Annotated in this window: 31 protein-coding genes; 22 read left to right on the forward strand and 9 right to left on the reverse strand. The window is 56.8% G+C overall.

Annotation, left to right across the window (positions count from 1 at the left end; genetic code table 11):
* Positions 1-9: 9 nt before the first annotated feature.
* From rplX to rplQ, 16 genes are all read left to right on the forward strand, one after another.
* Entirely contained in the window at positions 10-324 is a 315-nt protein-coding gene (gene rplX, locus ACODR9_RS15695) for a 50S ribosomal protein L24 (RefSeq protein WP_045846873.1), read from the forward strand.
* A 12-nt stretch (positions 325-336) separates the two neighbouring features.
* Positions 337-876 (forward strand): 50S ribosomal protein L5, encoded by a 540-nt coding sequence (gene rplE, locus ACODR9_RS15700; protein WP_045846874.1) that lies wholly within the window; start codon positions 337-339, stop codon positions 874-876.
* Positions 877-880: 4 nt separating this feature from the next.
* Complete coding sequence (gene rpsN, locus ACODR9_RS15705) at positions 881-1,186, forward strand: 30S ribosomal protein S14 (protein ID WP_045846875.1); 306 nt, start codon at positions 881-883, stop codon at positions 1,184-1,186.
* Positions 1,187-1,200: 14 nt separating this feature from the next.
* On the forward strand, positions 1,201-1,596 hold the full coding sequence (rpsH, locus tag ACODR9_RS15710) for a 30S ribosomal protein S8 (protein ID WP_059287130.1): 396 nt from the start codon (positions 1,201-1,203) through the stop codon (positions 1,594-1,596).
* A gap of 9 nt (positions 1,597-1,605) precedes the next feature.
* Complete coding sequence (rplF, locus tag ACODR9_RS15715; RefSeq protein WP_488810356.1) at positions 1,606-2,139, forward strand: 50S ribosomal protein L6; 534 nt, start codon at positions 1,606-1,608, stop codon at positions 2,137-2,139.
* A gap of 13 nt (positions 2,140-2,152) precedes the next feature.
* On the forward strand, positions 2,153-2,506 hold the full coding sequence (rplR, locus tag ACODR9_RS15720) for a 50S ribosomal protein L18 (RefSeq protein WP_045846878.1): 354 nt from the start codon (positions 2,153-2,155) through the stop codon (positions 2,504-2,506).
* Between the two features lie 13 nt (positions 2,507-2,519).
* Positions 2,520-3,038 (forward strand): 30S ribosomal protein S5, encoded by a 519-nt coding sequence (gene rpsE / locus ACODR9_RS15725; RefSeq protein ID WP_488810357.1) that lies wholly within the window; start codon positions 2,520-2,522, stop codon positions 3,036-3,038.
* Positions 3,031-3,216 carry a 50S ribosomal protein L30 gene (rpmD, locus tag ACODR9_RS15730; protein ID WP_059284787.1) on the forward strand — a complete coding sequence of 62 codons (186 nt, stop codon included), beginning with the start codon at positions 3,031-3,033 and terminating at the stop codon, positions 3,214-3,216. Before rpsE ends, rpmD begins: the two co-directional genes overlap by 8 nt.
* Before the next feature lie 3 nt (positions 3,217-3,219).
* On the forward strand, positions 3,220-3,651 hold the full coding sequence (rplO, locus tag ACODR9_RS15735) for a 50S ribosomal protein L15 (RefSeq protein WP_488810358.1): 432 nt from the start codon (positions 3,220-3,222) through the stop codon (positions 3,649-3,651).
* A gap of 11 nt (positions 3,652-3,662) precedes the next feature.
* Positions 3,663-4,982 (forward strand): preprotein translocase subunit SecY, encoded by a 1,320-nt coding sequence (gene secY, locus ACODR9_RS15740; RefSeq protein ID WP_159879903.1) that lies wholly within the window; start codon positions 3,663-3,665, stop codon positions 4,980-4,982.
* Positions 4,983-5,252: 270 nt separating this feature from the next.
* Positions 5,253-5,366, forward strand: coding sequence for a 50S ribosomal protein L36 (gene rpmJ / locus ACODR9_RS15745; RefSeq protein ID WP_011137711.1), 114 nt, complete (start codon positions 5,253-5,255; stop codon positions 5,364-5,366).
* A 70-nt stretch (positions 5,367-5,436) separates the two neighbouring features.
* Entirely contained in the window at positions 5,437-5,799 is a 363-nt protein-coding gene (gene rpsM / locus ACODR9_RS15750) for a 30S ribosomal protein S13 (protein WP_103522827.1), read from the forward strand.
* 16 nt (positions 5,800-5,815) lie between these two features.
* Positions 5,816-6,211 carry a 30S ribosomal protein S11 gene (rpsK, locus tag ACODR9_RS15755; protein ID WP_008955659.1) on the forward strand — a complete coding sequence of 132 codons (396 nt, stop codon included), beginning with the start codon at positions 5,816-5,818 and terminating at the stop codon, positions 6,209-6,211.
* 18 nt (positions 6,212-6,229) lie between these two features.
* Entirely contained in the window at positions 6,230-6,850 is a 621-nt protein-coding gene (gene rpsD, locus ACODR9_RS15760; protein ID WP_059284783.1) for a 30S ribosomal protein S4, read from the forward strand.
* Positions 6,851-6,873: 23 nt separating this feature from the next.
* Entirely contained in the window at positions 6,874-7,857 is a 984-nt protein-coding gene (locus ACODR9_RS15765; RefSeq protein ID WP_159879901.1) for a DNA-directed RNA polymerase subunit alpha, read from the forward strand.
* A 24-nt stretch (positions 7,858-7,881) separates the two neighbouring features.
* A complete protein-coding gene (gene rplQ, locus ACODR9_RS15770; RefSeq protein ID WP_045846886.1) occupies positions 7,882-8,277 on the forward strand; it encodes a 50S ribosomal protein L17 in 396 nt (131 codons plus the stop codon).
* 88 nt (positions 8,278-8,365) lie between these two features.
* On the opposite strand, the gene ACODR9_RS15775 is transcribed toward rplQ, so the two are convergent.
* Positions 8,366-9,163 carry an MOSC domain-containing protein gene (locus ACODR9_RS15775; protein WP_488810359.1) on the reverse strand — a complete coding sequence of 266 codons (798 nt, stop codon included), beginning with the start codon at positions 9,161-9,163 and terminating at the stop codon, positions 8,366-8,368.
* A 390-nt stretch (positions 9,164-9,553) separates the two neighbouring features.
* Here ACODR9_RS15775 and ACODR9_RS15780 point away from each other — a divergent pair, with 390 nt between their 5' ends.
* Positions 9,554-11,194: a methyl-accepting chemotaxis protein gene (locus ACODR9_RS15780; RefSeq protein WP_488810360.1), complete on the forward strand. Its 1,641-nt coding sequence runs from the start codon at positions 9,554-9,556 to the stop codon at positions 11,192-11,194.
* A 60-nt stretch (positions 11,195-11,254) separates the two neighbouring features.
* On the opposite strand, the gene lnt is transcribed toward ACODR9_RS15780, so the two are convergent.
* From lnt to ACODR9_RS15820, 8 genes are read right to left on the reverse strand one after another with little or no spacing between them, the layout of a single operon-like run.
* Positions 11,255-12,775, reverse strand: coding sequence for an apolipoprotein N-acyltransferase (lnt, locus tag ACODR9_RS15785; protein ID WP_488810361.1), 1,521 nt, complete (start codon positions 12,773-12,775; stop codon positions 11,255-11,257).
* 1 nt (position 12,776) lies between these two features.
* Positions 12,777-13,631: a CorC family transporter gene (locus tag ACODR9_RS15790; RefSeq protein WP_488810362.1), complete on the reverse strand. Its 855-nt coding sequence runs from the start codon at positions 13,629-13,631 to the stop codon at positions 12,777-12,779.
* A 4-nt stretch (positions 13,632-13,635) separates the two neighbouring features.
* Positions 13,636-14,142, reverse strand: coding sequence for an rRNA maturation RNase YbeY (ybeY, locus tag ACODR9_RS15795; RefSeq protein ID WP_488810363.1), 507 nt, complete (start codon positions 14,140-14,142; stop codon positions 13,636-13,638).
* Positions 14,120-15,082, reverse strand: a complete 963-nt coding sequence (locus ACODR9_RS15800; RefSeq protein WP_488810364.1) for a PhoH family protein — start codon at positions 15,080-15,082, stop codon at positions 14,120-14,122. Before ACODR9_RS15800 ends, ybeY begins: the two co-directional genes overlap by 23 nt.
* 19 nt (positions 15,083-15,101) lie before the next feature.
* Complete coding sequence (locus ACODR9_RS15805; protein WP_488810365.1) at positions 15,102-15,443, reverse strand: hypothetical protein; 342 nt, start codon at positions 15,441-15,443, stop codon at positions 15,102-15,104.
* Positions 15,440-15,736, reverse strand: a complete 297-nt coding sequence (locus tag ACODR9_RS15810; protein ID WP_488810366.1) for a YciI family protein — start codon at positions 15,734-15,736, stop codon at positions 15,440-15,442. The genes ACODR9_RS15805 and ACODR9_RS15810 overlap by 4 nt, the downstream gene beginning before the upstream one ends.
* A gap of 21 nt (positions 15,737-15,757) precedes the next feature.
* Positions 15,758-17,092 carry a tRNA (N6-isopentenyl adenosine(37)-C2)-methylthiotransferase MiaB gene (gene miaB / locus ACODR9_RS15815; protein WP_488810367.1) on the reverse strand — a complete coding sequence of 445 codons (1,335 nt, stop codon included), beginning with the start codon at positions 17,090-17,092 and terminating at the stop codon, positions 15,758-15,760.
* Between the two features lie 39 nt (positions 17,093-17,131).
* On the reverse strand, positions 17,132-17,452 hold the full coding sequence (locus ACODR9_RS15820) for a hypothetical protein (protein ID WP_488810368.1): 321 nt from the start codon (positions 17,450-17,452) through the stop codon (positions 17,132-17,134).
* Positions 17,453-17,939: 487 nt separating this feature from the next.
* Between ACODR9_RS15820 and rbsK the strand changes: the two genes are divergently transcribed.
* The 5 genes from rbsK to rbsB all read left to right on the forward strand — a co-directional run bounded on the left by rbsK (position 17,940) and on the right by rbsB (position 22,700).
* Positions 17,940-18,827, forward strand: a complete 888-nt coding sequence (gene rbsK / locus ACODR9_RS15825; RefSeq protein WP_488810369.1) for a ribokinase — start codon at positions 17,940-17,942, stop codon at positions 18,825-18,827.
* Complete coding sequence (gene rbsD / locus ACODR9_RS15830; protein WP_488810370.1) at positions 18,824-19,222, forward strand: D-ribose pyranase; 399 nt, start codon at positions 18,824-18,826, stop codon at positions 19,220-19,222. The genes rbsK and rbsD overlap by 4 nt, the downstream gene beginning before the upstream one ends.
* A gap of 10 nt (positions 19,223-19,232) precedes the next feature.
* The gene (locus ACODR9_RS15835; RefSeq protein ID WP_488810371.1) at positions 19,233-20,723 is read left to right on the forward strand and encodes a sugar ABC transporter ATP-binding protein; all 1,491 of its coding nucleotides are present in this window, start codon (positions 19,233-19,235) and stop codon (positions 20,721-20,723) included.
* A 21-nt stretch (positions 20,724-20,744) separates the two neighbouring features.
* Positions 20,745-21,683: an ABC transporter permease gene (locus ACODR9_RS15840; protein WP_488810372.1), complete on the forward strand. Its 939-nt coding sequence runs from the start codon at positions 20,745-20,747 to the stop codon at positions 21,681-21,683.
* A gap of 75 nt (positions 21,684-21,758) precedes the next feature.
* Positions 21,759-22,700: a ribose ABC transporter substrate-binding protein RbsB gene (gene rbsB, locus ACODR9_RS15845; RefSeq protein WP_488810373.1), complete on the forward strand. Its 942-nt coding sequence runs from the start codon at positions 21,759-21,761 to the stop codon at positions 22,698-22,700.
* Positions 22,701-22,702: the final 2 nt, after the last annotated feature.

A 22,702-nucleotide genomic window follows, 5' to 3' on the forward strand; every position in this document is an offset into this window, starting at 1 on the left:
GGAGGTCGCATGCGCAAAATTCGTAAAGGTGATGAAGTCGTAGTAATCACCGGTAAAGACAAGGGTAAACGCGGCACCGTACTGCGTGTCCTGGATGAGAAGCTGGTTGTTGAAGGCGTGAATGTTGCCAAAAAACACCAGAAGCCGAATCCGGTACGTGGCGTTGCTGGTGGTATCGTTGAAAAGGTTATGCCTGTTGACGCTTCCAACGTTGCTATTTTCAACCCGGCTAGCCAAAAGGCTGACCGCGTAGGCTTCAAGACTCTTGAAGACGGCCGCAAGGTACGCGTGTTCAAGTCCAGTGGCGAAGTTATCGGCGCGTAAGGAAAAGCAAACATGGCACGTTTCTACGATTTCTACAAAGACAGCGTAGTGCCGGAACTGATGAAACAGTTCGGCTACAAGTCGATCATGGAAGTTCCGCGCATCGAGAAGATCACCGTCAACATGGGTGTTGGTGAAGCTGTTGCCGATAAAAAGGTAATGGAATTCGCCGTGGGCGATATGGAAAAGATTGCTGGCCAAAAGCCGGTAGTTACCACCGCTCGCAAATCCATCGCCGGCTTCAAGATTCGTGATGACTATCCGGTTGGTTGCAAGGTTACCCTGCGCCGTGAACGTATGTATGAATTCCTGGACCGTCTGGTGACCATCGCGTTGCCGCGTGTCCGCGACTTCCGTGGTGTTTCCGCCAAGTCTTTTGATGGCCGCGGCAACTACAACATGGGCGTCAAGGAACAGATCATCTTCCCGGAAATCGAGTACGACAAGATCGATGCTCTGCGTGGTATGAACATTACTGTTACCACTACGGCGAAGACTGACGAAGAGGCCCGCGCACTGCTGGCCGCGTTCAAGTTCCCGTTCAAGGGTTAAGCACATGGCAAAACTTGCACTGATCAAGCGTGAAGAGAAGCGCGTTAAGGTGGCTGAAAAATTTGCCGCTAAGCGCGAAGCCCTCATCGCTACCATCAACAATCAAAGCCTCTCGGAAGAAGAACGCTTTGCCGCTCGCCTGCAACTGCAGCAGCTGCCGCGCAATGCTTCCCCGGTACGCCAGCGTCGTCGCTGCGCCATTACCGGTCGTCCGCGTGGCGTGTTCCGTAAATTCGGTCTGGGTCGTAACAAACTCCGCGAAATCGCCATGAAGGGCGAAATTCCGGGTGTTGTTAAGGCCAGCTGGTAATAGGAGATACATAAATGAGCATGCACGATCCTATTTCCGATATGTTGACCCGCATCCGTAACGGCCAAATGGCTTCCAAGGTGGCTGTTGCAATGCCGTCTTCCAAGCTGAAAATTGCGCTGGCACAGGTGCTGAAAGAAGAAGGCTACATCGAAGATTTCGCCGTTGCCGGCGAAGCCAAGAAGCCTGTTCTTGATATCCAGCTCAAGTACTACGCTGGCCGTCCGGTGATCGAGCGCATTGACCGCGTTTCGCGTCCTGGCCTGCGCGTGTACAAGGGCTCCACCGAAATCCCGAAGGTTATGAATGGTCTGGGTGTAGCGATTCTGTCTACCTCCAAGGGCATCATGACCGATCGCAAAGCACGTGCTGCCGGTATCGGCGGTGAGTTGCTCTGCGTTGTGGCGTAAGGGGGTCAAATGTCTCGCGTAGCTAAGAATCCCGTAGCCATTCCGGCTGGCGTCGAAGTTAAATTCGGTGCCGCAGAAGTGACCGTAAAGGGTGCCCTGGGCTCCCTGAGCGCCGCTCTGTGCAATGACGTTGAAATCAAGTTCGACAACAACGAACTGACTTTCGCGGCTAAAAACGACAGCAAGTTCGCACGTGCCATGTCCGGTACTCTGCGTGCTCTGCTGAATAATATGGTACTTGGTGTCTCCAAGGGCTTCGAGAAGAAGCTGCAGCTGGTGGGCGTGGGTTATCGTGCCCAAGCTCAAGGTGACACTCTGAACCTGTCTCTGGGTTTCTCCCATCCGGTAGCTCACCAGATGCCTGCTGGCATCAAGGCTGAGACTCCGACTCAGACCGAGATCCTGATCAAGGGTGCTGACAAGCAACTCGTTGGCCAGATCGCTGCCGAAATCCGCGCTTACCGTTCCCCGGAACCCTATAAGGGCAAGGGCGTTCGCTACGCTGATGAGGTTGTGGTTCTGAAAGAAACCAAGAAGAAGTAACTGAGGCACTGACATGGACAAGAAACAAGCTCGACTCCGCCGTGCACGTAAAACCCGTGCTCGGATTGCGGAGCTCAAGATGGTGCGTCTCACTGTTTACCGCACCAACAGCCACATTTATGCCCAGATCATTGATGAAACTGGCAGCAAAGTACTGGCAAGTGCTTCCACTCTGGAAGCCGAAGTACGCGCTGATGTTTCCAATGGTGGCAATGTGGCCGCTGCAGCCGTAGTCGGTAAGCGCATCGCTGAAAAAGCCAAGGCAGCCGGTATTTCGACCGTGGCATTTGACCGTTCCGGTTTCAAATACCATGGCCGTATGAAGGCTGTGGCAGACGCAGCCCGTGAACACGGTCTCGTATTCTAATTCGGAGTGAAGAATGGCTAAGCACGAAATGGAAGATCGTGGCGACGGTCTGGTCGAGAAGATGATCAGCGTCAACCGCGTCACCAAAGTGGTTAAGGGCGGCCGTATTATGGCTTTCTCCGCCTTGACCGTCGTTGGTGATGGCGATGGCGGCATCGGTATGGGCAAAGGTCGTTCCAAGGAAGTTCCGGTTGCCGTACAAAAGGCAATGGAACAAGCCCGCCGCAATCTGGTAAAGATCCCGCTGCGTAATGGTACGCTGCATCACACCGTAACTGGCAAACATGGTGCTACCACCGTGTTCATTCAGCCGGCCAAGGAAGGTACTGGCGTTAAGGCCGGTGGCCCGATGCGCGCAATCTTCGATGCAATGGGTGTTCACAATGTTTCGGCCAAGATTCATGGTTCCACCAACCCGTATAACGTGGTTCGTGCAACTCTGGATGGCCTGAACAAGATTAACACCGCATCTCAGGTTGCCGCCAAGCGCGGTCTGACCGTTGATGAGATCCTGGGGGTTGATCATGAGTAACGCCAACACTGTTAAGGTAACTCTGGTAAAGAGCCTGATCGGTCGTCTGGAATCCCACAAGGCTTGCGCCCGTGGGTTGGGTCTGAAAAAGATCCGCCAGACTGTGGAAGTGCTCGATACCCCTGAAAACCGTGGCATGATCAACAAGATCAGCTACCTGTTGAAATTCGAGGGCTAAGTGATGCTGCTGAACACCATTCAACCCGGTGCCGGCGCCAAGCATGCCAAGCGTCGTGTAGGTCGCGGCATTGGTAGCGGCCTGGGCAAGACTTCCGGTCGTGGCCACAAGGGTCAAAAGAGCCGTGCAGGTGGTTTCCACAAGGTTGGTTTTGAAGGCGGTCAAATGCCGCTGCAACGTCGCTTGCCGAAGCGCGGCTTCAAGTCGCTGACGGCACGCTTCAATGCAGAGGTTCGCCTGTCTGAACTGAACCTGCTGCCGGTTGACGAAATCGATCTGTTGGCACTGAAGCAAGCTGGTCTGGTCAATGCTCAGGCTCTGGTAGCCAAAGTTGTCCTGTCCGGCAAGATCGAACGTGCCGTTAAGCTGCGTGGCATTGCTGCGACTGCTGGCGCTCGCGCTGCTATCGAAGCTGCCGGCGGCAGTATTGAATAAGGCGCACTTACGTGTCGAATACTTCTCTAGTTGGAAATACCAATAAATTTGGTGATTTGAAGCGCCGTATCATGTTCTTGATCGGAGCTTTGATTGTTTACCGCATTGGTGCGCATATTCCGGTGCCAGGTATCAATCCTGCCGAACTAGCGAAGTTGTTCCACACGTCGCAGACGGGCCTGCTCGACATGTTCAACATGTTCTCGGGCGGTGCCCTCTCGAGATTTACGGTTTTTGCCCTAGGCATCATGCCGTACATCTCTGCTTCCATTATTCTTCAGCTTGCCTCTGAGGTTCTTCCGAGTCTCAAGCAGCTGAAGAAGGAAGGCGACGCTGGACGTCGTAAGGTAACTCAGTACACACGTTATGCAACCGTTTTGCTGGCCTCTTTCCAGAGTTTCAGTATTGCGGTGATGCTGTTTAAGCAGCCTAACCTGGTGGTGACTGCCCAGTGGGAGTTCTACCTGACAACTGTGGTTTCTCTCGTAACTGGCACCATGTTCCTTATGTGGCTGGGCGAGCAGATTACCGAGCGTGGTATCGGTAACGGTATTTCGCTGATCATCTGTGCAGGTATTGCATCGGGTGTTCCAGCTGCCATTGGCAAGACGCTTACGCTGACCAGTCAAGGCTCGCTGCCCATCCTGTTTACCATCGTGCTGTTTGTTGGTGTTGCCCTGATGACCTATGTTGTCGTGTTCGCAGAACGCGGTCAGCGCAAGGTATTGGTCAACTACGCCAAGCGACAGGTTGGTAATCGTGTCATGCAGGGTCAGAGCACGCATATGCCGCTCAAGCTCAACATGGCAGGGGTGATCCCGCCGATTTTTGCATCCAGCATCATCCTGTTCCCGGCTACCATTCTTGGCTGGTTGGGTAACAATGAAAGCCTGGGTTGGCTTAAGGGCGTGGCTGACAAGCTGCATCCTGGACAGCCGATCTATGTGCTGCTGTATGCAACGGCCATCATTTTCTTCTGTTACTTCTACACCGCGCTCGTTTTCAATCCGAAAGAGACGGCTGATAACCTGAAGAAGAGTGGTGCGTTCATCCCAGGTATCCGTCCAGGTGAGCAGACTTCGCGTTATATCGAGAAGATCATTCTGCGGCTGACGCTGATCGGTGCAATTTACATTACGCTGGTTTGTCTGTTGCCGGAATTCCTCATCCTGAAGTGGAATGTACCGTTCTACTTCGGTGGCACATCACTGCTGATTATCGTAGTGGTCACCATGGATTTCATGGCTCAGGTACAGTCCTACGTTCTGTCGCATCAGTACGAGAGTTTGCTCAAGAAGGCTAACTTCAAGGGTAATGCACTCGGTCGATGACATGCGTGTTCTCGCTGGGTTATATGGCTAGGTAAGAAACCTTCCAGATGCAGGGTGAGATTTGGCAGTAGAGCAGCTGCCCTACTGCTGGATCAAACTTGAGAATGGACACGTCGTACTTGGGCGTAAGCAAGCTGTTTTTCAGATGTTGGTGAGCAGCATGCTTGCAAGGTCAGGGTGGATAATATACCGCCTGGACAGACCGCTGCCCGTATCGTGTTCCGTGCGAAATAACGCACTCGCTCTTTTAGAGTAACGAAAGGAACTGACATGCGAGTACAGCCTTCGGTAAAGAAGATTTGCCGTAACTGCAAAATCATCCGTCGCAATCGCGTAGTTCGCGTGATCTGCACGGACCCGCGTCACAAGCAAAAGCAAGGCTAACATTTGTTAGACCTGACTTTGCGTGTTACAATCGCAAACTTTTCAAGGTCTTAAGGCTTAAGGAAAGAGTATGGCCCGTATTGCAGGGGTAAATATCCCCAATCATGCGCATGCCGTTATCGGCCTGCAGGCAATTTTCGGCATCGGTCAGACTCGCGCCCAGCAGATTTGTGTTGCTGCCAGCGTGAATCCCTCCACCAAGGTGAAGGATCTGACAGAAGCTGAGATGGAAACTCTGCGTGAAGCAGTGGCGAAGTTCACCGTTGAAGGTGACCTGCGTCGCGAAATCACTATGAGCATCAAGCGTCTGATGGACATGGGCTGCTATCGCGGTCTGCGTCATCGTCGTGGCCTGCCGTGTCGCGGTCAGCGCACTCGCACTAACGCTCGTACCCGCAAGGGACCGCGTAAGGCGATCGCCGGCAAGAAGTAACTAAAGGAACACAGAAATGGCTAAAGCAAACACAGCTGTCCGTGTACGTAAAAAAGTGCGCAAGTCTGTTAGCGAAGGTATCGTGCACGTGCACGCTTCGTTCAACAACACCATCATCACTATCACCGACCGTCAAGGCAATGCACTGTCTTGGGCTACCTCTGGCGGCGCTGGTTTTAAGGGCTCGCGCAAAAGTACACCCTTTGCTGCTCAGGTAGCAGCAGAGCACGCTGGTAAAGTTGCCCAAGAATACGGTGTGAAGAACCTCGAAGTTCGTATCAAGGGCCCGGGTCCGGGTCGTGAATCCGCTGTTCGCGCACTCAACGCGCTGGGTTTCAAGATCACCAGCATCTCCGACGTGACGCCGGTACCGCACAACGGTTGCCGTCCGCCCAAAAAACGTCGTATTTAATTCGGAGAGTGTGAGAACATGGCACGTTATATCGGCCCGAAATGTAAGCTCGCTCGTCGTGAAGGCACCGACCTTTTCCTGAAGAGCGCGCGTCGTGCACTGGATTCCAAGTGCAAACTGGACACCCCACCTGGCCAGCATGGCGCTCGTAAGAGCCGTCTGTCTGACTACGGTGTCCAGCTGCGTGAAAAGCAGAAAATCCGCCGTATCTATGGCGTACTCGAGCGTCAGTTCCGCAACTACTTTGCGGAAGCTGTGCGTCGTAAAGGCTCCACTGGTGAAAACCTGCTGAAGCTGCTCGAGGCCCGTCTGGACAACGTTGTATATCGCATGGGCTTTGGCTCCACGCGTGCAGAAGCACGTCAGCTGGTAAGCCACAAGGCTATCGTTGTGAACGGCCAGGTAGTTAACATTCCGTCTTTCCAGGTTAAAGCTGGTGACGTTGTGTCTGTCCGCGAAAAGGCCAAGAAACAGGCCCGTATCGTAGAAGGTCTGGCTCTGGCTGAGCAAGGTGGTTTCCCTACTTGGGTGTCGGTTGACTCCAAGAAGATGGAAGGCGTCTTCAAATCTGCTCCGGAACGTTCCGAACTGTCTAGCGATATCAACGAACAACTCGTTGTGGAATTCTACTCCAAGTAATCGCTAGCTCTTAGGGAATGACTATGCAAAACAGCGCTTCGGAATTTTTGAAACCTCGTCTGATTGACGTGCAGCCGGTCTCTGCGACCCATGCACGCGTGTCGATGGAGCCGTTCGAGCGTGGGTACGCCCACACTCTGGGAAACTCGTTGCGCCGCATTCTGCTGTCGTCGATGCCGGGCTTTGCTCCTACCGAAGTGACTATCGCTGGCGTTTTGCATGAGTATTCCGCCCTTGATGGCGTGCGTGAGGATGTCGTAGACATCCTTCTCAACCTCAAGGGCGTAGTGCTTAAGCTGCATGGTCGTGACAGTGTTGTGCTGACCCTGAAAAAGGAAGGCGAAGGCGCTGTCTTGGCTGGCGATATCGAGTTGCCGCATGATGTTGAAGTGATCAATCCGGAACATGTGATTGCTCACCTCTCCGTTGGTGGCAAAATCGACATGGAGATCAAGGTCGAAAAAGGCCGTGGCTATCAGCCTGTGTCTGTTCGTTCCATTCATGAAGAAAACCGTTCCATCGGTACCATTCAACTGGATGCTTCCTTCTCGCCGGTTCGCCGTGTGAGCTTTGCTGTGGAAAGCGCCCGTGTTGAACAACGTACCGACCTCGACCGTCTGGTTCTCGATATTGAGACCAATGGCGTCATCGAACCGGAACAGGCCGTGCGCAATGCGGCACGTATTCTGATGGATCAGCTGTCGATCTTTGCTGACCTCCAAGGCACAGCGGTTGAAGAAGTCGTTGAAAAGGCGCCGCCGATCGATCCGATCTTGCTGCGTCCGGTAGACGATCTTGAACTGACGGTTCGTTCGGCCAACTGCCTGAAGGCTGAGAACATTTATTACATCGGCGATCTGATCCAGCGTACTGAAACCGAGCTTCTGAAGACTCCGAACCTCGGTCGCAAGTCGCTGAACGAGATCAAAGAAGTTCTCGCTTCCAAGGGCCTGACTCTCGGCATGAAGCTTGAGAATTGGCCTCCGGCTGGTCTGGAAAAGCCGTAAGTTTGAGACTAAAGGACATTAACAATGCGTCATCGTTACAGTAATCGTAAACTGAACCGCACGACCAGCCATCGTCTGGCGATGCTGCGCAACATGGCGAATTCGCTGCTGAAGCACGAAGTTATCGTGACCACGCTGCCGAAAGCCAAGGAACTGCGTCGTGTGGCCGAGCCGTTGATTACGCTCGGCAAAAAGCCGTCTCTCGCCAACCGTCGTCTGGCGTTTGACCGCACTCGTGACCGCGATATCGTGGTTAAACTCTTCGACGTTCTCGGCCCGCGCTTCTCCGCCCGCAATGGTGGTTATGTGCGTATTCTGAAGTACGGTTTCCGTAAGGGCGATAATGCCCCGCTGGCTCTGGTTGAGCTGGTTGACCGTGCTGAAGATGCCGTTGCCGTTGTAGATGACTCCGCTGAATAATATTCGGTGAAGTTGAGAAAAAAGCCAGCGTAAGCTGGCTTTTTTCATTTCTGCTGCGCATGCAGTAATTATCTGTCTTGCGGCTAAGTCAAAAGCTGTAACGCGATTCGAGTATTTCTACGCTGGCACCCAGGTTCAGCAGCCCTTCATTTCTCGCCACCAGATTGACCCCGAAGCAAATGCCTTGCGGCAACTGTCTGGTACGGATGAGGGTTTTCATCGGTTCGTTTGTATCCGAGAATTTTCCGGTATCCGGATCTACTGTCGTCATCTGGCAGCGGGTGCAGGGTTTGGCTACATCAAACACAATCTCCCCGATACGTATGACACTCCAGTCGTCTTCCTCATAGGGCAGAGCCCCTGTAACAACCAGATTAGGCCTGAAATGACGCAGCGTGACCGCTTGTGGCAGTTCTTGGTTAAGGGTATCCAGTGAGGCCTGATTGACCAGCAGAAAGGGATAGCCGTCAGCAAAGGACATCGGTGTAGAGGCATTGACCAGCATGCGGGTGGATTTCATGCCAAGCCATAGCAGCTTGCATTCAATGCCCAAGAAGGCGCTAAACCAGGCATCTACTTGGGGATCACCATGCAGAGCCGTGAAGGAATCTTTCCAGACGGCTGTGGCGACTGGATGCTGGTAAACCTGTGTCATCGCCAGGATGGGAGACTGGCCATCGGCCTTCAACAACATACCGCCGGGGATAAGGTCCATCTCGATCAACAGCATGCGAGGATGGTCGCGCGCGGTGAGAAATTGCCCTGCGGGAGTCACCAACAGCCACTCTCTGTCATGCAGTAGTCCCTGCAGGCTGGCATATGCACGGCTGTAAGCGATGCCCCGTGCTGACTTCATTGGGTGCACGAACATGTGAGTGAGTTGCATGTTGTCTCCTGTGTGGTGGTCAAGCCAAAGGGCGATCCTAGCACTGCAGATGGCTATTTGCTGCAACTTATCTACTGAAGTCGATGTTGCTTTGCATGTCATCCCTGTCCATAGTCACTATGATGGAGTGTGCTCCTGCACAGGCTTACCCGGATTACTAAAATGTCGTTGTAATTAATTTAATTTTTTACTCTGCTAAATGTATTTTTATTTACTTGTAGCAGCCGATGGCTCAGTTCATGGCTGTATTTGATAAAAACCTCTACTAATTTGATAGGAGAACTTGGGGAAACCCCTGTTTTACTTTGTCTATAAAGTTGTAGAATGACGCTGTGCTGACAATTAGAGCAGTTGCTTGATAGAAACGCTGCCAACGGGAACAGAGAAAATATGAACACAACTGCCGGTATGACATTGCGCGGCCGCCTGATTGCCTGGCTGCTGCTGGTTGCATTGCTGATCTGCTGTCTTAGTGGCTTGGCTTTGTACAATCAACGTAACAGCCTGCTGCAGGATAGGCAGGATAAAACCCGTAACCTCGTTGAGTCTGCAATCGGGATTATCAGTAGCTATGAGGCGCTGGAAGCTAGCGGCAAACTCAGCGAAGCGCAGGCCAAGCAGATGGCGGCAGCTGCGTTGATGGCCAGCCATTATGATGGCCAAGAGTACTTTTTTGGCTATGACCAGAACTGGAACTATGTGATCCATGGTGCCAAGCCGGACAAGGTGGGCAAGCCCTTATTGGGAATGAAGACGCCAACCGGCGTGGATCTTGGCCAGCTGTTCCAGGAAACCGTCGCCAAGGGTAATGGGCAGGGTTTTGCGGCCTATGTATGGGACAAGCCCGGCTTTGATCAGCCACAACCCAAGATTTCCTACTTGATGACTAGCAGCCGCTGGCACTGGATTATTGGTACCGGTATTTATCTGGATGATGTGCATTCCGCGTTCATGAGCCAGCTGTGGCTGACGCTGGCTGAGGTGGGCATCATTCTGGGCTTGCTGCTGGTGGCCGGGCTGTTCCTGATGCGCAGCATTCTTGGCCAGTTGGGGGCGGATCCCGGCGAAACCATGCGCGTGGTACGCCGCATTGCAGATGGTTATCTGGATACCCCTGTACCTGTCAGTGACGGTGATAACCACAGCGTGATGGCTGCTGTTGACCAGATGCAAAAGCACCTGAAGCAGTTGGTACGTGAAATTGCCGATGAGGCTGTAAGCCTGTCCCAGATGAGCTCGGACGTGGCGCGCAGATCTGATGCAGTGGTACGTGGCTCTGATCAGCAAAGCGAAGCTGCTGCTGCGATGGCTGCGTCTATCGAACAGTTGACGGTGAGTATCAACCATATTTCCAGTCATGCGCAGGATGCCCGTAATCTGTCACAGGAATCTGGTCGCCTGTCCCGCGAGGGGGGGGAGGTGATTTCCAGCGCTGTCAGCGAGATGCATCGTATCAATGAGTCGGTAGACCAGGCGGCCACGACGATTGCGGACCTGGCAAGCAAGACCCAGACCATTTCCAGCATCATGCAGGTGATCAAGGATATTGCCGATCAGACCAATTTGCTGGCACTCAATGCTGCCATTGAGGCTGCGCGTGCCGGTGAGATGGGGCGTGGTTTTGCGGTAGTGGCAGATGAAGTGCGCAAACTGTCTGAGCGTACCGGACAGGCTACGCAGGAAATTGCGGGCATGATTCAGGAAATCCAGACCAGCTCTGATCAGTCACGCGCTTGTATGGAAGAAGCGGTTGGTCGGGTTAAAACTGGTCTGCAACTGGCCGTGCAGGGTGGGGAGGCCATTTCGCATATTCGCGACAGTGCCACCGGTGTGGTTGATGTGGTGAATGAAATCTCGCATGCCTTGAAAGAGCAGGGGAGCGCCAGTACCGAGATTGCACAGCAGGTGGAATTGATTGCCAGTAGTGCCAGTAGTAATGCTGACGAGTCAGCTGGTACCTCGAAGGAAGTACAGGCAATGCACACGCTGGCGGATGATCTGCGGCAACTGGTTTCCCGCTTCCATGTCTGAGGCGGTGGTCTGCGTCTGACCAAGCAAAAGCCCTCCATGTGGAGGGCTTTTTGTTGCCTGCTATGCTGGCTGATGCGGCGAAGAAGGCGGACGTTGCCGACGCCGTTGCCAGGCGCCCAGTGCAATGGCCAGCGCCAGCAGGCTGATGCAGCCGATGATCACTGGCTGGTTGCCATACTGCATATACGGCGTTTGGCCCTGGTAATCCTGCACCATGCCTTCCAGTACTTGCTGGGTGAACGGGGCGGCCACGCTGGCGATGTCGCCGTTGGGGCGCACGATGGCCGTCATGCCGGTATTGGTGGCGCGTAACATGAAGCGGCCTGTTTCCAGCGCGCGTGCCTGGGACAGCTGCAGATGCTGGCTCATTGCCACGCTTTTGCCGAACCAGGCCAGATTACTGACATTGGCCAGAATTCCGGCCTGGGCAGCAGGGCCGATTAGCTCTTCGCCAAAGCTGTCTTCATAGCAAATATTGAAGGCCACTTTGTGACCTGCAAGCGTCAATGGATGCTGGTTTTCACCGCCACGGGAAAAGCCGGACAGTGGCATGTTCATGTACTGGTATATCCAACCGATTAGCCCCGGTAGCGGAATGAATTCACCAAATGGCACCAGATGGTCCTTGGCATAGGATGGCAGTGCGGGGTCGGTGAGAACGACGACGGCATTCAGATAGCCACGTCCATCTGCGGTACGGCGTGGAATGCCGGTTGCCAGCGCCATGTTTTTGCGCTGTGCATCCCCGGCCATCATGGTGAGGTAGCCGGAGGGCAAGTCGTCCAGGAATACTGGCAAGGCCGTTTCCGGCAGGATCATCAGATCGGCGCGGGTGCTGGCAACCTGCTGGTAATAGGTGGTGAGTGTGGTTTCAAAGGTGGCTGGGTCCCATTTGATGGCTTGGGGAATATCTCCCTGAGCCAGCGCTACGCGATAGGGTTTGCCGACCGGCTCGGTCCAGCTGACGGTTTGCAGCCAGTAGCCGCTACTCCACAAGACAAGTAAGCCGATTAGGGCGGCAAGGCGTTGCAGGCGCTGACCATTGGCCAGCAGTGCCAGTGCGCCGGCGCTGAGCGCCACCAGCCAGCTTGCCAGGTGCACCCCGCCCAGCGGGATAAAGCCTGCCAGCGGGCTTTCCGTTACTTGCGAATAGCCGACCGCGCCCCAGGGAAAGCCGGTCATTACCCAGCTGCGCAGCCATTCACCCAGTTCCCACAGTGCCGGGAAGGCCAGCAACCAGCGCACCCATGCGCGCTGGTCGACACGGCTGGTCAGCCAGCAGGCCAGCCCCGGCCAGATGGCCAGATAGGCCGGCAGCAGCAGGACGAGCGGTGCGGCCAGCATGGCAGGCAGGCCGGCAATATCATGCAGGCTGTTGTAGATCCAGTTGAAGTTGCTGGCATAGGCTGCCACACCCCAGACGTAGCCAGTACGGAAGGCAAGCTGGGGGTTGCGCTCCACCAGCTGTGCCAGCGCCGCCAGTGACAGCGGCAGCAGGCCGTACAGGCGGTAAGGGGCAAAACCGTACAGGGTAAGGGTGCCAGCAATGGCGGCGGCAATCAGCACAAGCAGGGTGCGCATGTCAGTCTGGGCTGCTTTCGGCGGTATTGCTGTGCAGACGTTCCACCAGCAGGGTTTGCAGACGGCGGCTGTCGGCACGCAGAACGGTAAAGCGCAGCGAGCCGGAATCGACGGTCTCACCACGCTTGGGCAGATGGCCGATCAGCGACAGTACCAGCCCGCCTACGGTATCGACGTCATCATCTTCATAGTTGGTGGCAAAGTATTCGTTGAAGTCGGCTACTTCGGTAAGCGCGTTGACGCGGTAGCGCTGGTCGCGTACCGGTACGATATTGTTATCGTCTTCCTCGAAGTCGTATTCGTCCTCGATGTCGCCAACAATCTGTTCGATCACGTCTTCAATGGTCACCAGGCCGGACACGCCGCCGTATTCGTCCACCACGATGGCCATATGGTTGCGGTTGGAGCGGAACTCGCGCAGCAGCACATCCAGCGGTTTGGATTCCGGCACAAATACGCTGGCGCGCAGCGTGGCGCGCAGGTCAAAACTATTGGGTGCATGGAAGTAATGCAGCAGGTCCTTGGCCAGAAGAATGCCCAGCACGTCGTCCTTGTTATCGCCAATGACCGGAAAGCGCGAGTGGCCGGTGCGCAGCACATCTGGCAGCAGGCGTTCGATGGGGTCGTCAATACGGATGACATCCATCTGGCTGCGCGGGATCATCACGTCGCGGGCGGTCAGGTCGCTGACTTCCAGCACGCCTTCAATCATGGATAGCGCTTCGGCATCCAGCAGATTGCGTTCAAAAGCGGAGTGCAGCAGGGCGATCAGTTCCTCGCGGTCTTCCGGTTCGCGCAGGAGCATGGCGGACAAGCGTTCCAACAGGCTGGGCTTGTGTTTACTGGGGTCTTCCATGGGGTTAGCGTTTTTCCTCTAGATAGGGATCGGGATATCCTAACTTCGCCATAATGACGGTTTCAAGCGTTTCCATGATTTCGGCTTCTTCGTCATCTTCGTGGTCGAAGCCTTGCAGGTGCAACATGCCGTGTACCAGCAGGTGCGCATAGTGGGCCACCAGGGCTATGCCTTGTTCGGCGGCTTCTGTTTCCACCACCTCGGTGCACAGCACCAGATCGCCGAACAGCGGCAGATCGGCAATGTTTTCGCCTTCGTTCAGCGCAAAAGACAGCACATTGGTGGCGTAATCCTTGCCCCGATAAGTGTGGTTGAGGCTACGGCCTTCCTCGCGGCCTACCAGCAGGATGCTGACCTGGGCCTGTTTTACGTCGGCCTGCAAGGCAGCCTGGCAGCAACGTCGAATCAGCTTGCCATCGGGTAGCTGGCTGGCATCGCTACGGTCTTCCAGTGTCAGTTGCAGACGGGCAGCAAGGCGTTGCAGCAGATTATTGCGCTTGGCTTTTTTCATCGTTTTTCAATTGATAGTGATCGTAGGCATCGACGATTTTCTGCACCAGCGGGTGGCGCACCACGTCGTCGCTCTGGAAATGATGGAAGTGAATGCCGCGCACCTGGCCCAGAATCTTCTCCACTTCCACCAGTCCGCTCTTCTGGTGACGCTGCAGGTCGATCTGCGTCACATCGCCGGTAATCACCGCACGCGAGCCAAAGCCGATGCGGGTGAGGAACATCTTCATCTGTTCCGGCGTGGTGTTTTGCGCCTCGTCCAGAATGATGAAGGCGTTGTTGAGCGTGCGGCCACGCATATAGGCTAGCGGCGCAATTTCGATCAGGTTCTTTTCGAACAGGCGGGTGACGCGGTCAAAACCCATCAGGTCGTACAGTGCGTCGTAGAGCGGGCGCAGATAGGGGTCGACTTTCTGCGCCAGATCGCCGGGCAGAAAGCCCAGTTTTTCACCTGCTTCCACCGCCGGGCGTACCAGCACGATGCGCTTGATGGTATCGCGTTCCATGGCATCTACTGCGCAGGCCACGGCCAGATAGGTTTTGCCAGTACCGGCCGGGCCGATGCCAAAGGTGATGTCGTGCTGGCTGATGGCCTTGATATAGCCGCTCTGGCGCGGGGTGCGGCCGCGCAAGTCGCCACGACGGGTCAGCAATACCGGGGCGTCGGCATCGGCTTCATGATTGTGTTGGCGGGCTTCCACCAGCTCCAGCTGCACATCGTCAATGGAGATGTCCTGCTTTTCTGCCAGCAAGTACAGCCGGGCCAGGCTGTAGACCGCCAGCTCGGCGTGTTCGCCGCTGCACTTGAAGTGTTCGCCACGGCGCTGGATCTGCACATCCAGACCGGTTTCGATCTGCTTGAGGTTTTCATCCAGCGGGCCGCACAGGCGGGCCAGCCGTTCGTTATCGACCGGATTGAAGCTAAGAGGAGTGGTATTCATCGTGTAGGCGAAAGATGGTTCAGTGGCTGAACAGCAAGGCAAACCAGAAGCTGGCTTCCAGTACAAGCAAGACGCAGACCAGCAGCGTCAGCAGCATGAAGAGCCCGTTGCGCAGGCCGGCTGATGGCAGTCTGTCCAGCAGCCACAGCAAACCGGCATAAATCAGGGCCGTGGGAATCAGGGCGGCGGGGCCAGTCAGCAGCAATAGCGAGCGGCTGCCCCAATTGCCATTACTGCCCGCTTGGCCAAGCAACAGGCTGAGCAGCAACAGCACGGGCAGGGCGATCAGGCTGAGCAGGGTCACCCTGCGGGCATGGCGACTGAGCGGGCGGATGGCTGGTGTAGCGGTGGCGTCGTTCATGCTGCCGGGCTGTCCTGCAGTGCTTCCAGGCCGGCCGCTGTCATGCTGGGATAAAATTCGGTGATGTCATAACGGGCCAGTCCCGCCTGGGCAAACGGGTCCTGCGCCAGCCGCTGTTGCAATGCATGGCGTTCACCGGTGGCCAGGATGATGCCGCCGGTGCGTGGCTCCTTGCGGCCGGAGGCCAGGAACAGCCCGTCGGCATAGCATTGCTTCAGCCACAGCACATGGTGTTCCAGCTGGGCGTCGATTTCTTCCAGCGGGGCGATATAACTGAGGGAAACGATGAACATGGCGGGTCTGTCCTTGGTGGCTTACAGGGTTTCGTGCAGCAGGATTTCCCCCGCCAGCGAATGCGGGCGGGCTTCGGTGATGACCACGTCCACCATCTGCTTGAGCAGGCGCGGGTGGCCGACAAAGTTCACCACCCGGTTATTGGCAGTACGGGCGGCCAGCATGTTGGGGTCTTTCTTGGAGATGTTCTCCACCAGCACACGCTGCACGCTGCCGACCATGCTCTGGTTGATGGCAAAGCCGCGCGCCTCGATGACATCGTTCAGTGCTTCCAGCCGGCGCACTTTCTCCGTGTGCGGCGTGTCGTCAGTCAGATTGGCGGCTGGCGTGCCGGGGCGGGCGCTGTAGATGAACACATAGCTGAAGTCGAATTCCAGGTCCTTGACCAGCTTTAAGGTCTGGGCAAAATCGGCCTCGGTCTCGCCGGGGAAGCCGACGATGAAGTCGGATGACAGGCACAGGTCAGGACGCAGCGCGCGCAGCTTGCGGATGATGGACTTGTATTCCAGTGCGGTATAGCCGCGCTTCATGGCGGTGAGAATGCGATCGGCACCGCTTTGCACCGGCAAGTGCAGGTGGGAAACCAGTTTGGGCAGCTTGTCGTAACAGTCGATGATGCGCTGGGTGAATTCACGCGGATGACTGGTGGTGAAGCGCAGGCGCTCCACACCAGGAATCTCGTGCACGTATTCCAGCAGCAGGGCGAAGTCGGCGATTTCGCCATCGGCCATCAGGCCGCGATAGGCGTTGACGTTTTGGCCCAACAGGGTGATTTCCTTGACACCCTGCTGGGTGAGGCCGGCAATTTCAGTCAGCACGTCTTCAAACGGGCGCGATACTTCCTCGCCACGGGTATAGGGCACCACGCAGAAGGAGCAGTATTTGGAGCAGCCTTCCATGATGGACACAAAGGCGGCAGCACCATCCACCTTGGCAGGGGGAATGTGGTCGAATTTTTCGATCTCGGGGAAGGAAATATCCACCTGCGCCGCGCCGCTGTGCTGGCGGGCGCGAATCAGGTCTGGCAGTCGGTGCAAGGTTTGCGGGCCGAACACCACATCCACATACGGCGCGCGCTTGACGATGGTGTCGCCTTCCTGACTGGCCACGCAGCCGCCAACGCCGATGATCAGGTCCGGGCGGGCTTCCTTCAGCGGGCGGATACGGCCCAGATCGGAAAACACTTTTTCCTGCGCCTTTTCGCGCACGCTACAGGTGTTGAACAGAATGACGTCTGCTTCTTCCGGATTGTCTGTCTTGATCATGCCTTCGGCATCGCCCAGAACGTCGACCATCTTGTCAGAGTCGTATTCGTTCATCTGGCAGCCGAAGGTCTTGATGTATACCTTCTTCATTGCTACAGGGATTCCAGCGGGTTCATCGGGTGGGAGGCCTTACTGCTGACGCTGCTGCAGCAGCGCAATTTCATCGTCACTCAACACCCAGATACGGTTGATGTTGCCTTGCAGGTCCAGTGTGATGCCTATGGTCTTGCCTACCAGCGTGGGCAGCTGGCCAGTCAGCAGGAAAAGATTATTGGCGTCGTAGATGCGCAGCCCCGGCGCGGTGGTATAGCTTTGCCCGCTGGGCAGCACCATGGCAACCAGTGAGGAAAGCAGTGTGCTTTCGCTTTTCACGAAGGTGACGACATTGTTATCCACGCTGGACAGCGTGCCGGCCACGATGTTGGCAGGCAGCAGTCGGTTCACGGCCATGGCTGGCAGCGAAAGCAGACAGAGCAGGAGGGCGGTAAGGAGTGTTTTCATAATCAAATGAATGTGTTGGCTGGAGTTTAGCACAGCCGGCGCGCCGACGCAGGGGACTTGTCATCCCGTCTGCGGTCGCGGCATTTTTGCTGCGCTGCGTCGGCTAAACCAGCAGAAGCGTGGCCTGGCCGGGCTGAGCGCAATTGTGCGCTGCAACTACAGTCTGGGCAGTAATGGCACCGTAGTGGTGCCGTGCGGGTAGCAATCAGCGGGAAATCAGCCTCATTCTGCACCAGGGTGTGGTTTTTTTTTGCTGCCATGTAGTTGAAAACTTACAATTTTTGCGTTTTGCGCTTCCACCTGACTGTAGGCTCTGCTATAAGTTCACCGCATTGCTGAGTACGTTTTAGCGTTTGATCAACAGCAGCTCGCCGCCGCTTATGCTCGGTCCCGCAAGGGGGGCCGGTGCGGCAAGCTGCCTGAAGAGAGACAGGACATGAGCCGCGTTTTGCTGATCGGTAGCATCAATATGGACCTGGTGGTGGAGGCTGACAGCTTTCCGCGTCAGGGCGAAACCCTGTTTGGCCGCAGTTTTGCCACTTATCCCGGTGGCAAGGGGGCTAATCAGGCCGTGGCGGCTGCCCGCCTGGGGGCCAGCGTCAGCCTGATTGCCTGTGTCGGCAAGGATGCCTTTGGTACCGAACTGCTGGCTGGCCTCCAGGCTGAAGGCGTGGATACCCGCTGGGTGCAGCAGGTGGACGTGGCCACCGGCATGGCCAGTATCACCCTGGCGGGGGGCGACAATGCCATCATGGTGGTGCCGGGTGCCAATAATGCCGTGTCACCGGCCCAGCTGGATGCCGCTGAAGCGGCATTTGCTGAGGCCGATGTGGTGCTGGCCCAACTGGAAGTGCCGCTGGCCACGGTGGAGCATGCCGCCAAGCTGGCAGCACGCCACGGCAAGCCTTTCATCCTGAACCCGGCTCCGGCGCAGCCCTTGCCGGCCAGCCTGTTGCAGCAGGTTTCCCTGCTGACGCCCAATGAATACGAGCTGGCGGTAGCACTGGGCAGCCAGCAACCGTGGCAGCAGCTGCTGATCAGCCGCCCGGCTGGCATCGTGATGACCCAGGGTAGCCTGGGGGCCAGTTATGCCGATGCACAGGGCGTACTCAAGCAGGTGAGCGGTTTTCCGGTGTTTGCGGTGGATAGCACCGGGGCTGGTGATACCTTTAATGGTGCGCTGGCAGCGTTCTGGGGGCTGGGCTTGGCCGAGGCGGTACGCCGCGCCAATGCTGCCGCCGCATTGTCGGTAACCCGCCATGGCGCACAAAGCGGCATGCCCACACTGGCCGCCCTGCAACAATTTCTGGAACAACAAGCATGAAAAAACTGGGACACCTGAACCGCGATATCGCCCGCGTACTGGCTGGCATGGGGCATACCGACAGCTTGGTGATTGCCGACTGTGGCCTGCCGATTCCACCCGGTGTGGAGTGCATTGATCTGGCGCTGGCGCTGGGCGAGCCGGGCTTTGCCCGTGTGCTGGAGACGGTACTGGCGGATTTCCAGTGTGAGCGCGCGGTATTTGCCGATGAGTGTCGCAGCCATAATCCGGCCGTGCTGGATATTGCCGCTGGTCTGATGCAGCACGGTGTGGCGGTGGATTTTGTCAGCCACGAACAATTCAAGCAGCGCTGCCAGCAAGCCAGGGTGATCATTCGTACTGGTGAATGCACGCCGTACGCCAATGTGATTCTGCATTCCGGCGTGATTTTCTGAGGACCTGACCATGAATGTCGTCATGCAGGGCATCAGCAAGGCCTTTGGACCGGTGCGGGTACTGGAAGAAGTGGACTTTGCCATTGCCGGTGGGGAAATCCATGCACTGATGGGCGAAAACGGCGCCGGCAAATCCACGCTGATGAAGATTCTCAGCGGTGTGTATCGCAGCGATGCTGGCGGCATCGTGATTGATGGCCAGACAGTGGACATTCGCTCCACCCGTCAGGCGGAAGCCTGCGGCATTGCCATCATCCATCAGGAACTGAACCTGATTCCGCAACTGTCGGTGATGGAAAACCTGTTTTTGGGCCGCGAACCGTCCCGTTTTGGCGTGATCGACAGCGCCCGCATGCGGCGCGAGGCAGCGGCGCAACTGGCGGCGCTGGGTGCCAGCGGCATCGACCCGGAAGCTGAAGCCGGCAGCTTGTCCATCGGCCAGCAGCAGATGGTGGAAATTGCCAAGGCACTGGCCATGGATGCACGTTTGCTGATCATGGACGAGCCGACCGCCGCGCTGACCGAGCGTGAGATCGACACCCTGTTTGGTTTGATGCAGGCCTTGAAAGCGCGTGGCGTGGCCATTGTGTATGTGTCGCACCGCATGGAGGAAATCTTCCGCATCTGCGACAAGATCAGCGTGCTGCGCGATGGCCGCTTTGTCGGCGAGCGGGTGATTGCCCGCACCGATTTTGATGAAGTGGTGCACATGATGGTGGGGCGCGAGATCGGCGACCGTTTCCCGCGCCGCACCGTACAACCGGGTGCCGTGCGCCTGCAGGTGGATGGACTGGCTGACGCGCAGCATGTGCGCGACATCAGTTTTGCTGTAAGGGCGGGCGAAGTGTTGGGCGTGGCCGGGCTGATGGGGGCAGGGCGCAGTGAAATCCTCAAGACCCTGTTTGGCCTGAATCGCCGCACTGCGGGCACGGTGTTGCTGGATGGTGAAGCGGTCAGCTTGCACAGTCCGGGTGCGGCCATTGCGGCTGGTTTGGCTTTTGTCACCGAAGACCGCAAGAGCCAGGGCCTGGTGCTGGGGATGTCGCTGCGCGAAAACGCCACCCTGGTGCATCTGCCACAGTACGCCCGGCTGGGCGTGGTGTCGGATGCGGCCGAGCAGCAGGCAGTGGCCGGCTTGATCGAGCAATTACGCATTCGCACCCGCGACGCCGAGCTGGAAGTGAAATCGCTGTCTGGCGGCAATCAGCAAAAAGTGGTGTTTGCCAAATGGCTGGCCCAGCCGCCCAAGGTGTTGTTGCTGGACGAACCCACCCGTGGGGTGGACGTGGGTGGCAAGGCCGAGATTTATCACATCATCAACCAGCTGGCTGCTGCTGGCGTCGCCATTGTGATGGTGTCGTCGGAACTACCGGAAGTGATGGCCATGAGCAACCGTATCCTGGTGATACACGAAGGCCGTCAGACCGGCCTGTTCGAGGCCGCCGAGGCCAGCCAGGAAAGCATCATGGCCGCAGCCACCGGCACGGCGCAAGCCGCCTGATTCAGAGCAAGGGAATACATAATGACTCCAAAACAAAAAGCCACCCTGCAGAAACTGGGGCCCTTCATCGCCCTGGTGCTGGTGTCGGTGGGGCTGGCGGTGCTTAGCCCGGATTTTCTTACCGTGGCCAATCTGCTGAACGTGATGCGCCAGGTATCGATCAATGCGCTGATTGCCTTCGGCATGACGCTGGTGATCCTGCTGGGCGGCATCGACCTGTCGGTCGGTTCCATGCTGGCGCTGTCCTCGGTGGGCATTGCCACGCTGATCCAGGCGGGTGTCAACCCGATGCTGGCCACCCTGCTGGGGGTGATCGGCGGTGGCGTGATGGGCCTGCTTAATGGCCTGGTGGTGAGCAAGGGCAAGGTGGCGCCGTTCATTGCCACCCTGGCCTCGATGACCATTCTGCGCGGCCTCGCACTGGTGGTGTCCGGTGGCAGCCCGATCACCGGTTTCAACAGCGATTTGTTCTCCATGCTGGGCGGCGGTTATGTGGCCGGGTTGATTCCGATTCCGGTGGTGTGGATGCTGATCATGTTCGGCCTGTTTGCCTTCCTGCTGAAGAAAACCGTATTTGGCCGCCATGTGTATGCCACCGGCGGTAACGAAGAAGCCGCCCGCCTGTCCGGGGTGAAGGTGGATCAGATCAAGCTGTGGGTCTACACCGTTTCCGGTGCCATGTCGGCCATGGCCGGGGTGGTGCTTACCTCGCGCTTGAATTCCGCTCAGCCCACTGCCGGTAGCGGCTACGAGCTGGATGCCATCGCCGCCGTGGTGCTGGGTGGTACCAGTCTGACCGGTGGCCGTGGCTGGATTTTCGGCACGCTGATGGGCGCACTGCTGATTGGCGTGCTGAACAATGGCCTTAATCTGCTGGGGGTATCGTCCTTCTACCAGCAGGTGATCAAGGGTGTGGTCATCTTGCTGGCGGTGCTGATTGACCGCAGCGGCAAAAAGTAAACGCAGGGTTTGAATCAACAAAAGTCCTGTCCAGGGCTGTTTAACGCAACGTAGTCAATATCAGGGAGACTCACCATGAATCGCATTCTTCATCCGCTGCTGGCCAGCATGTTGGTGTTCGGCATTGCCGCCTGCTCCAAGCAAGGTCCGGACAGCGCCGCACCGGCTGCGGCCAGTGCACCTGCTGCCGCCGCTGATGGCCAGCTGACCGTCGGCCTGGCCGTATCCACCTTGAACAATCCCTTCTTTGTGTCGCTGCGCAAGGGCGCCGAAGACGAAGCCAAAAAGGACGGCGTCAACCTGATTACCGTGGATGCCCAGGACGACCCGGCCAAGCAGCAGGCCAGCGTGGAAGACCTGATCCAGAAAAAGGTGAGTGTCATCCTGATCAACCCCACCGACTCCTCCGCCGTGGCCAATGTAGTGAAGGAAGCCACCGGCAAGGGCATCAAGGTGGTATCGCTGGACCGTAGCGTGAACGGTGCCGAAGTCAGCGCCCACATTGCCTCGGACAACGTGGCAGGCGGCAAGATGGCCGGTGAGTTCCTGCTGGAAAAACTGGGTGGCAAAGGCCGTGTGGTTGAGCTGGAAGGTATTGCCGGTTCTTCTGCAGCCCGCGAGCGTGGCGAGGGTTTCCACAAGGTGGTGGATGGCAAGGCCGACGTAAAACTGCTGGCCAAGCAACCGGCTGATTTCGACCGCGCCAAGGGCCTGTCGGTGATGGAAAACATCATCCAGGGCAACAAGGACATCCAGGGCGTGTTTGCGCATAACGACGAAATGGCGCTGGGCGCGCTCAAGGCCATTCAGGCTGCCGGGCTGAAAAACGTGGTGGTGGTGGGCTTTGATGCCACTGCTGATGCCGTTGCCGCCGTCAAGGCCGGTACGCTGGCTGCTACCGTGCAGCAACAACCGGAACTGATCGGCCAGTACGGCATCCAGACTGCCAAGAAACTGGCAGCCGGTCAGAGCGTGGACAAGTTCATTCCGGTACCGCTGAATCTGATCAAACAGTAAGC

This window comes from Aquitalea sp. FG25, from assembly GCF_057809375.1.

Excerpts from the sequence above, each read along its gene's own strand:
- rplX (WP_045846873.1), top strand. The coding sequence starts at position 10 with ATGCGCAAAATTCGTAAAGGTGATGAAGTCGTAGTAATCACCGGTAAA.
- rplE (WP_045846874.1), top strand. The coding sequence starts at position 337 with ATGGCACGTTTCTACGATTTCTACAAAGACAGCGTAGTGCCGGAACTG.
- rpsN (WP_045846875.1), top strand. The coding sequence starts at position 881 with ATGGCAAAACTTGCACTGATCAAGCGTGAAGAGAAGCGCGTTAAGGTG.
- rpsH (WP_059287130.1), top strand. The coding sequence starts at position 1,201 with ATGAGCATGCACGATCCTATTTCCGATATGTTGACCCGCATCCGTAAC.
- rplF (WP_488810356.1), top strand. The coding sequence starts at position 1,606 with ATGTCTCGCGTAGCTAAGAATCCCGTAGCCATTCCGGCTGGCGTCGAA.
- rplR (WP_045846878.1), top strand. The coding sequence starts at position 2,153 with ATGGACAAGAAACAAGCTCGACTCCGCCGTGCACGTAAAACCCGTGCT.
- rpsE (WP_488810357.1), top strand. The coding sequence starts at position 2,520 with ATGGCTAAGCACGAAATGGAAGATCGTGGCGACGGTCTGGTCGAGAAG.
- rpmD (WP_059284787.1), top strand. The coding sequence starts at position 3,031 with ATGAGTAACGCCAACACTGTTAAGGTAACTCTGGTAAAGAGCCTGATC.
- rplO (WP_488810358.1), top strand. The coding sequence starts at position 3,220 with ATGCTGCTGAACACCATTCAACCCGGTGCCGGCGCCAAGCATGCCAAG.
- rpmJ (WP_011137711.1), top strand. The coding sequence starts at position 5,253 with ATGCGAGTACAGCCTTCGGTAAAGAAGATTTGCCGTAACTGCAAAATC.
- rpsM (WP_103522827.1), top strand. The coding sequence starts at position 5,437 with ATGGCCCGTATTGCAGGGGTAAATATCCCCAATCATGCGCATGCCGTT.
- rpsK (WP_008955659.1), top strand. The coding sequence starts at position 5,816 with ATGGCTAAAGCAAACACAGCTGTCCGTGTACGTAAAAAAGTGCGCAAG.
- rpsD (WP_059284783.1), top strand. The coding sequence starts at position 6,230 with ATGGCACGTTATATCGGCCCGAAATGTAAGCTCGCTCGTCGTGAAGGC.
- ACODR9_RS15765 (WP_159879901.1), top strand. The coding sequence starts at position 6,874 with ATGCAAAACAGCGCTTCGGAATTTTTGAAACCTCGTCTGATTGACGTG.
- rplQ (WP_045846886.1), top strand. The coding sequence starts at position 7,882 with ATGCGTCATCGTTACAGTAATCGTAAACTGAACCGCACGACCAGCCAT.
- ACODR9_RS15775 (WP_488810359.1), bottom strand. The coding sequence starts at position 9,163 with ATGCAACTCACTCACATGTTCGTGCACCCAATGAAGTCAGCACGGGGC.
- ACODR9_RS15780 (WP_488810360.1), top strand. The coding sequence starts at position 9,554 with ATGAACACAACTGCCGGTATGACATTGCGCGGCCGCCTGATTGCCTGG.
- lnt (WP_488810361.1), bottom strand. The coding sequence starts at position 12,775 with ATGCGCACCCTGCTTGTGCTGATTGCCGCCGCCATTGCTGGCACCCTT.
- ACODR9_RS15790 (WP_488810362.1), bottom strand. The coding sequence starts at position 13,631 with ATGGAAGACCCCAGTAAACACAAGCCCAGCCTGTTGGAACGCTTGTCC.
- ybeY (WP_488810363.1), bottom strand. The coding sequence starts at position 14,142 with ATGAAAAAAGCCAAGCGCAATAATCTGCTGCAACGCCTTGCTGCCCGT.
- ACODR9_RS15800 (WP_488810364.1), bottom strand. The coding sequence starts at position 15,082 with ATGAATACCACTCCTCTTAGCTTCAATCCGGTCGATAACGAACGGCTG.
- ACODR9_RS15805 (WP_488810365.1), bottom strand. The coding sequence starts at position 15,443 with ATGAACGACGCCACCGCTACACCAGCCATCCGCCCGCTCAGTCGCCAT.
- ACODR9_RS15810 (WP_488810366.1), bottom strand. The coding sequence starts at position 15,736 with ATGTTCATCGTTTCCCTCAGTTATATCGCCCCGCTGGAAGAAATCGAC.
- miaB (WP_488810367.1), bottom strand. The coding sequence starts at position 17,092 with ATGAAGAAGGTATACATCAAGACCTTCGGCTGCCAGATGAACGAATAC.
- ACODR9_RS15820 (WP_488810368.1), bottom strand. The coding sequence starts at position 17,452 with ATGGCCGTGAACCGACTGCTGCCTGCCAACATCGTGGCCGGCACGCTG.
- rbsK (WP_488810369.1), top strand. The coding sequence starts at position 17,940 with ATGAGCCGCGTTTTGCTGATCGGTAGCATCAATATGGACCTGGTGGTG.
- rbsD (WP_488810370.1), top strand. The coding sequence starts at position 18,824 with ATGAAAAAACTGGGACACCTGAACCGCGATATCGCCCGCGTACTGGCT.
- ACODR9_RS15835 (WP_488810371.1), top strand. The coding sequence starts at position 19,233 with ATGAATGTCGTCATGCAGGGCATCAGCAAGGCCTTTGGACCGGTGCGG.
- ACODR9_RS15840 (WP_488810372.1), top strand. The coding sequence starts at position 20,745 with ATGACTCCAAAACAAAAAGCCACCCTGCAGAAACTGGGGCCCTTCATC.
- rbsB (WP_488810373.1), top strand. The coding sequence starts at position 21,759 with ATGAATCGCATTCTTCATCCGCTGCTGGCCAGCATGTTGGTGTTCGGC.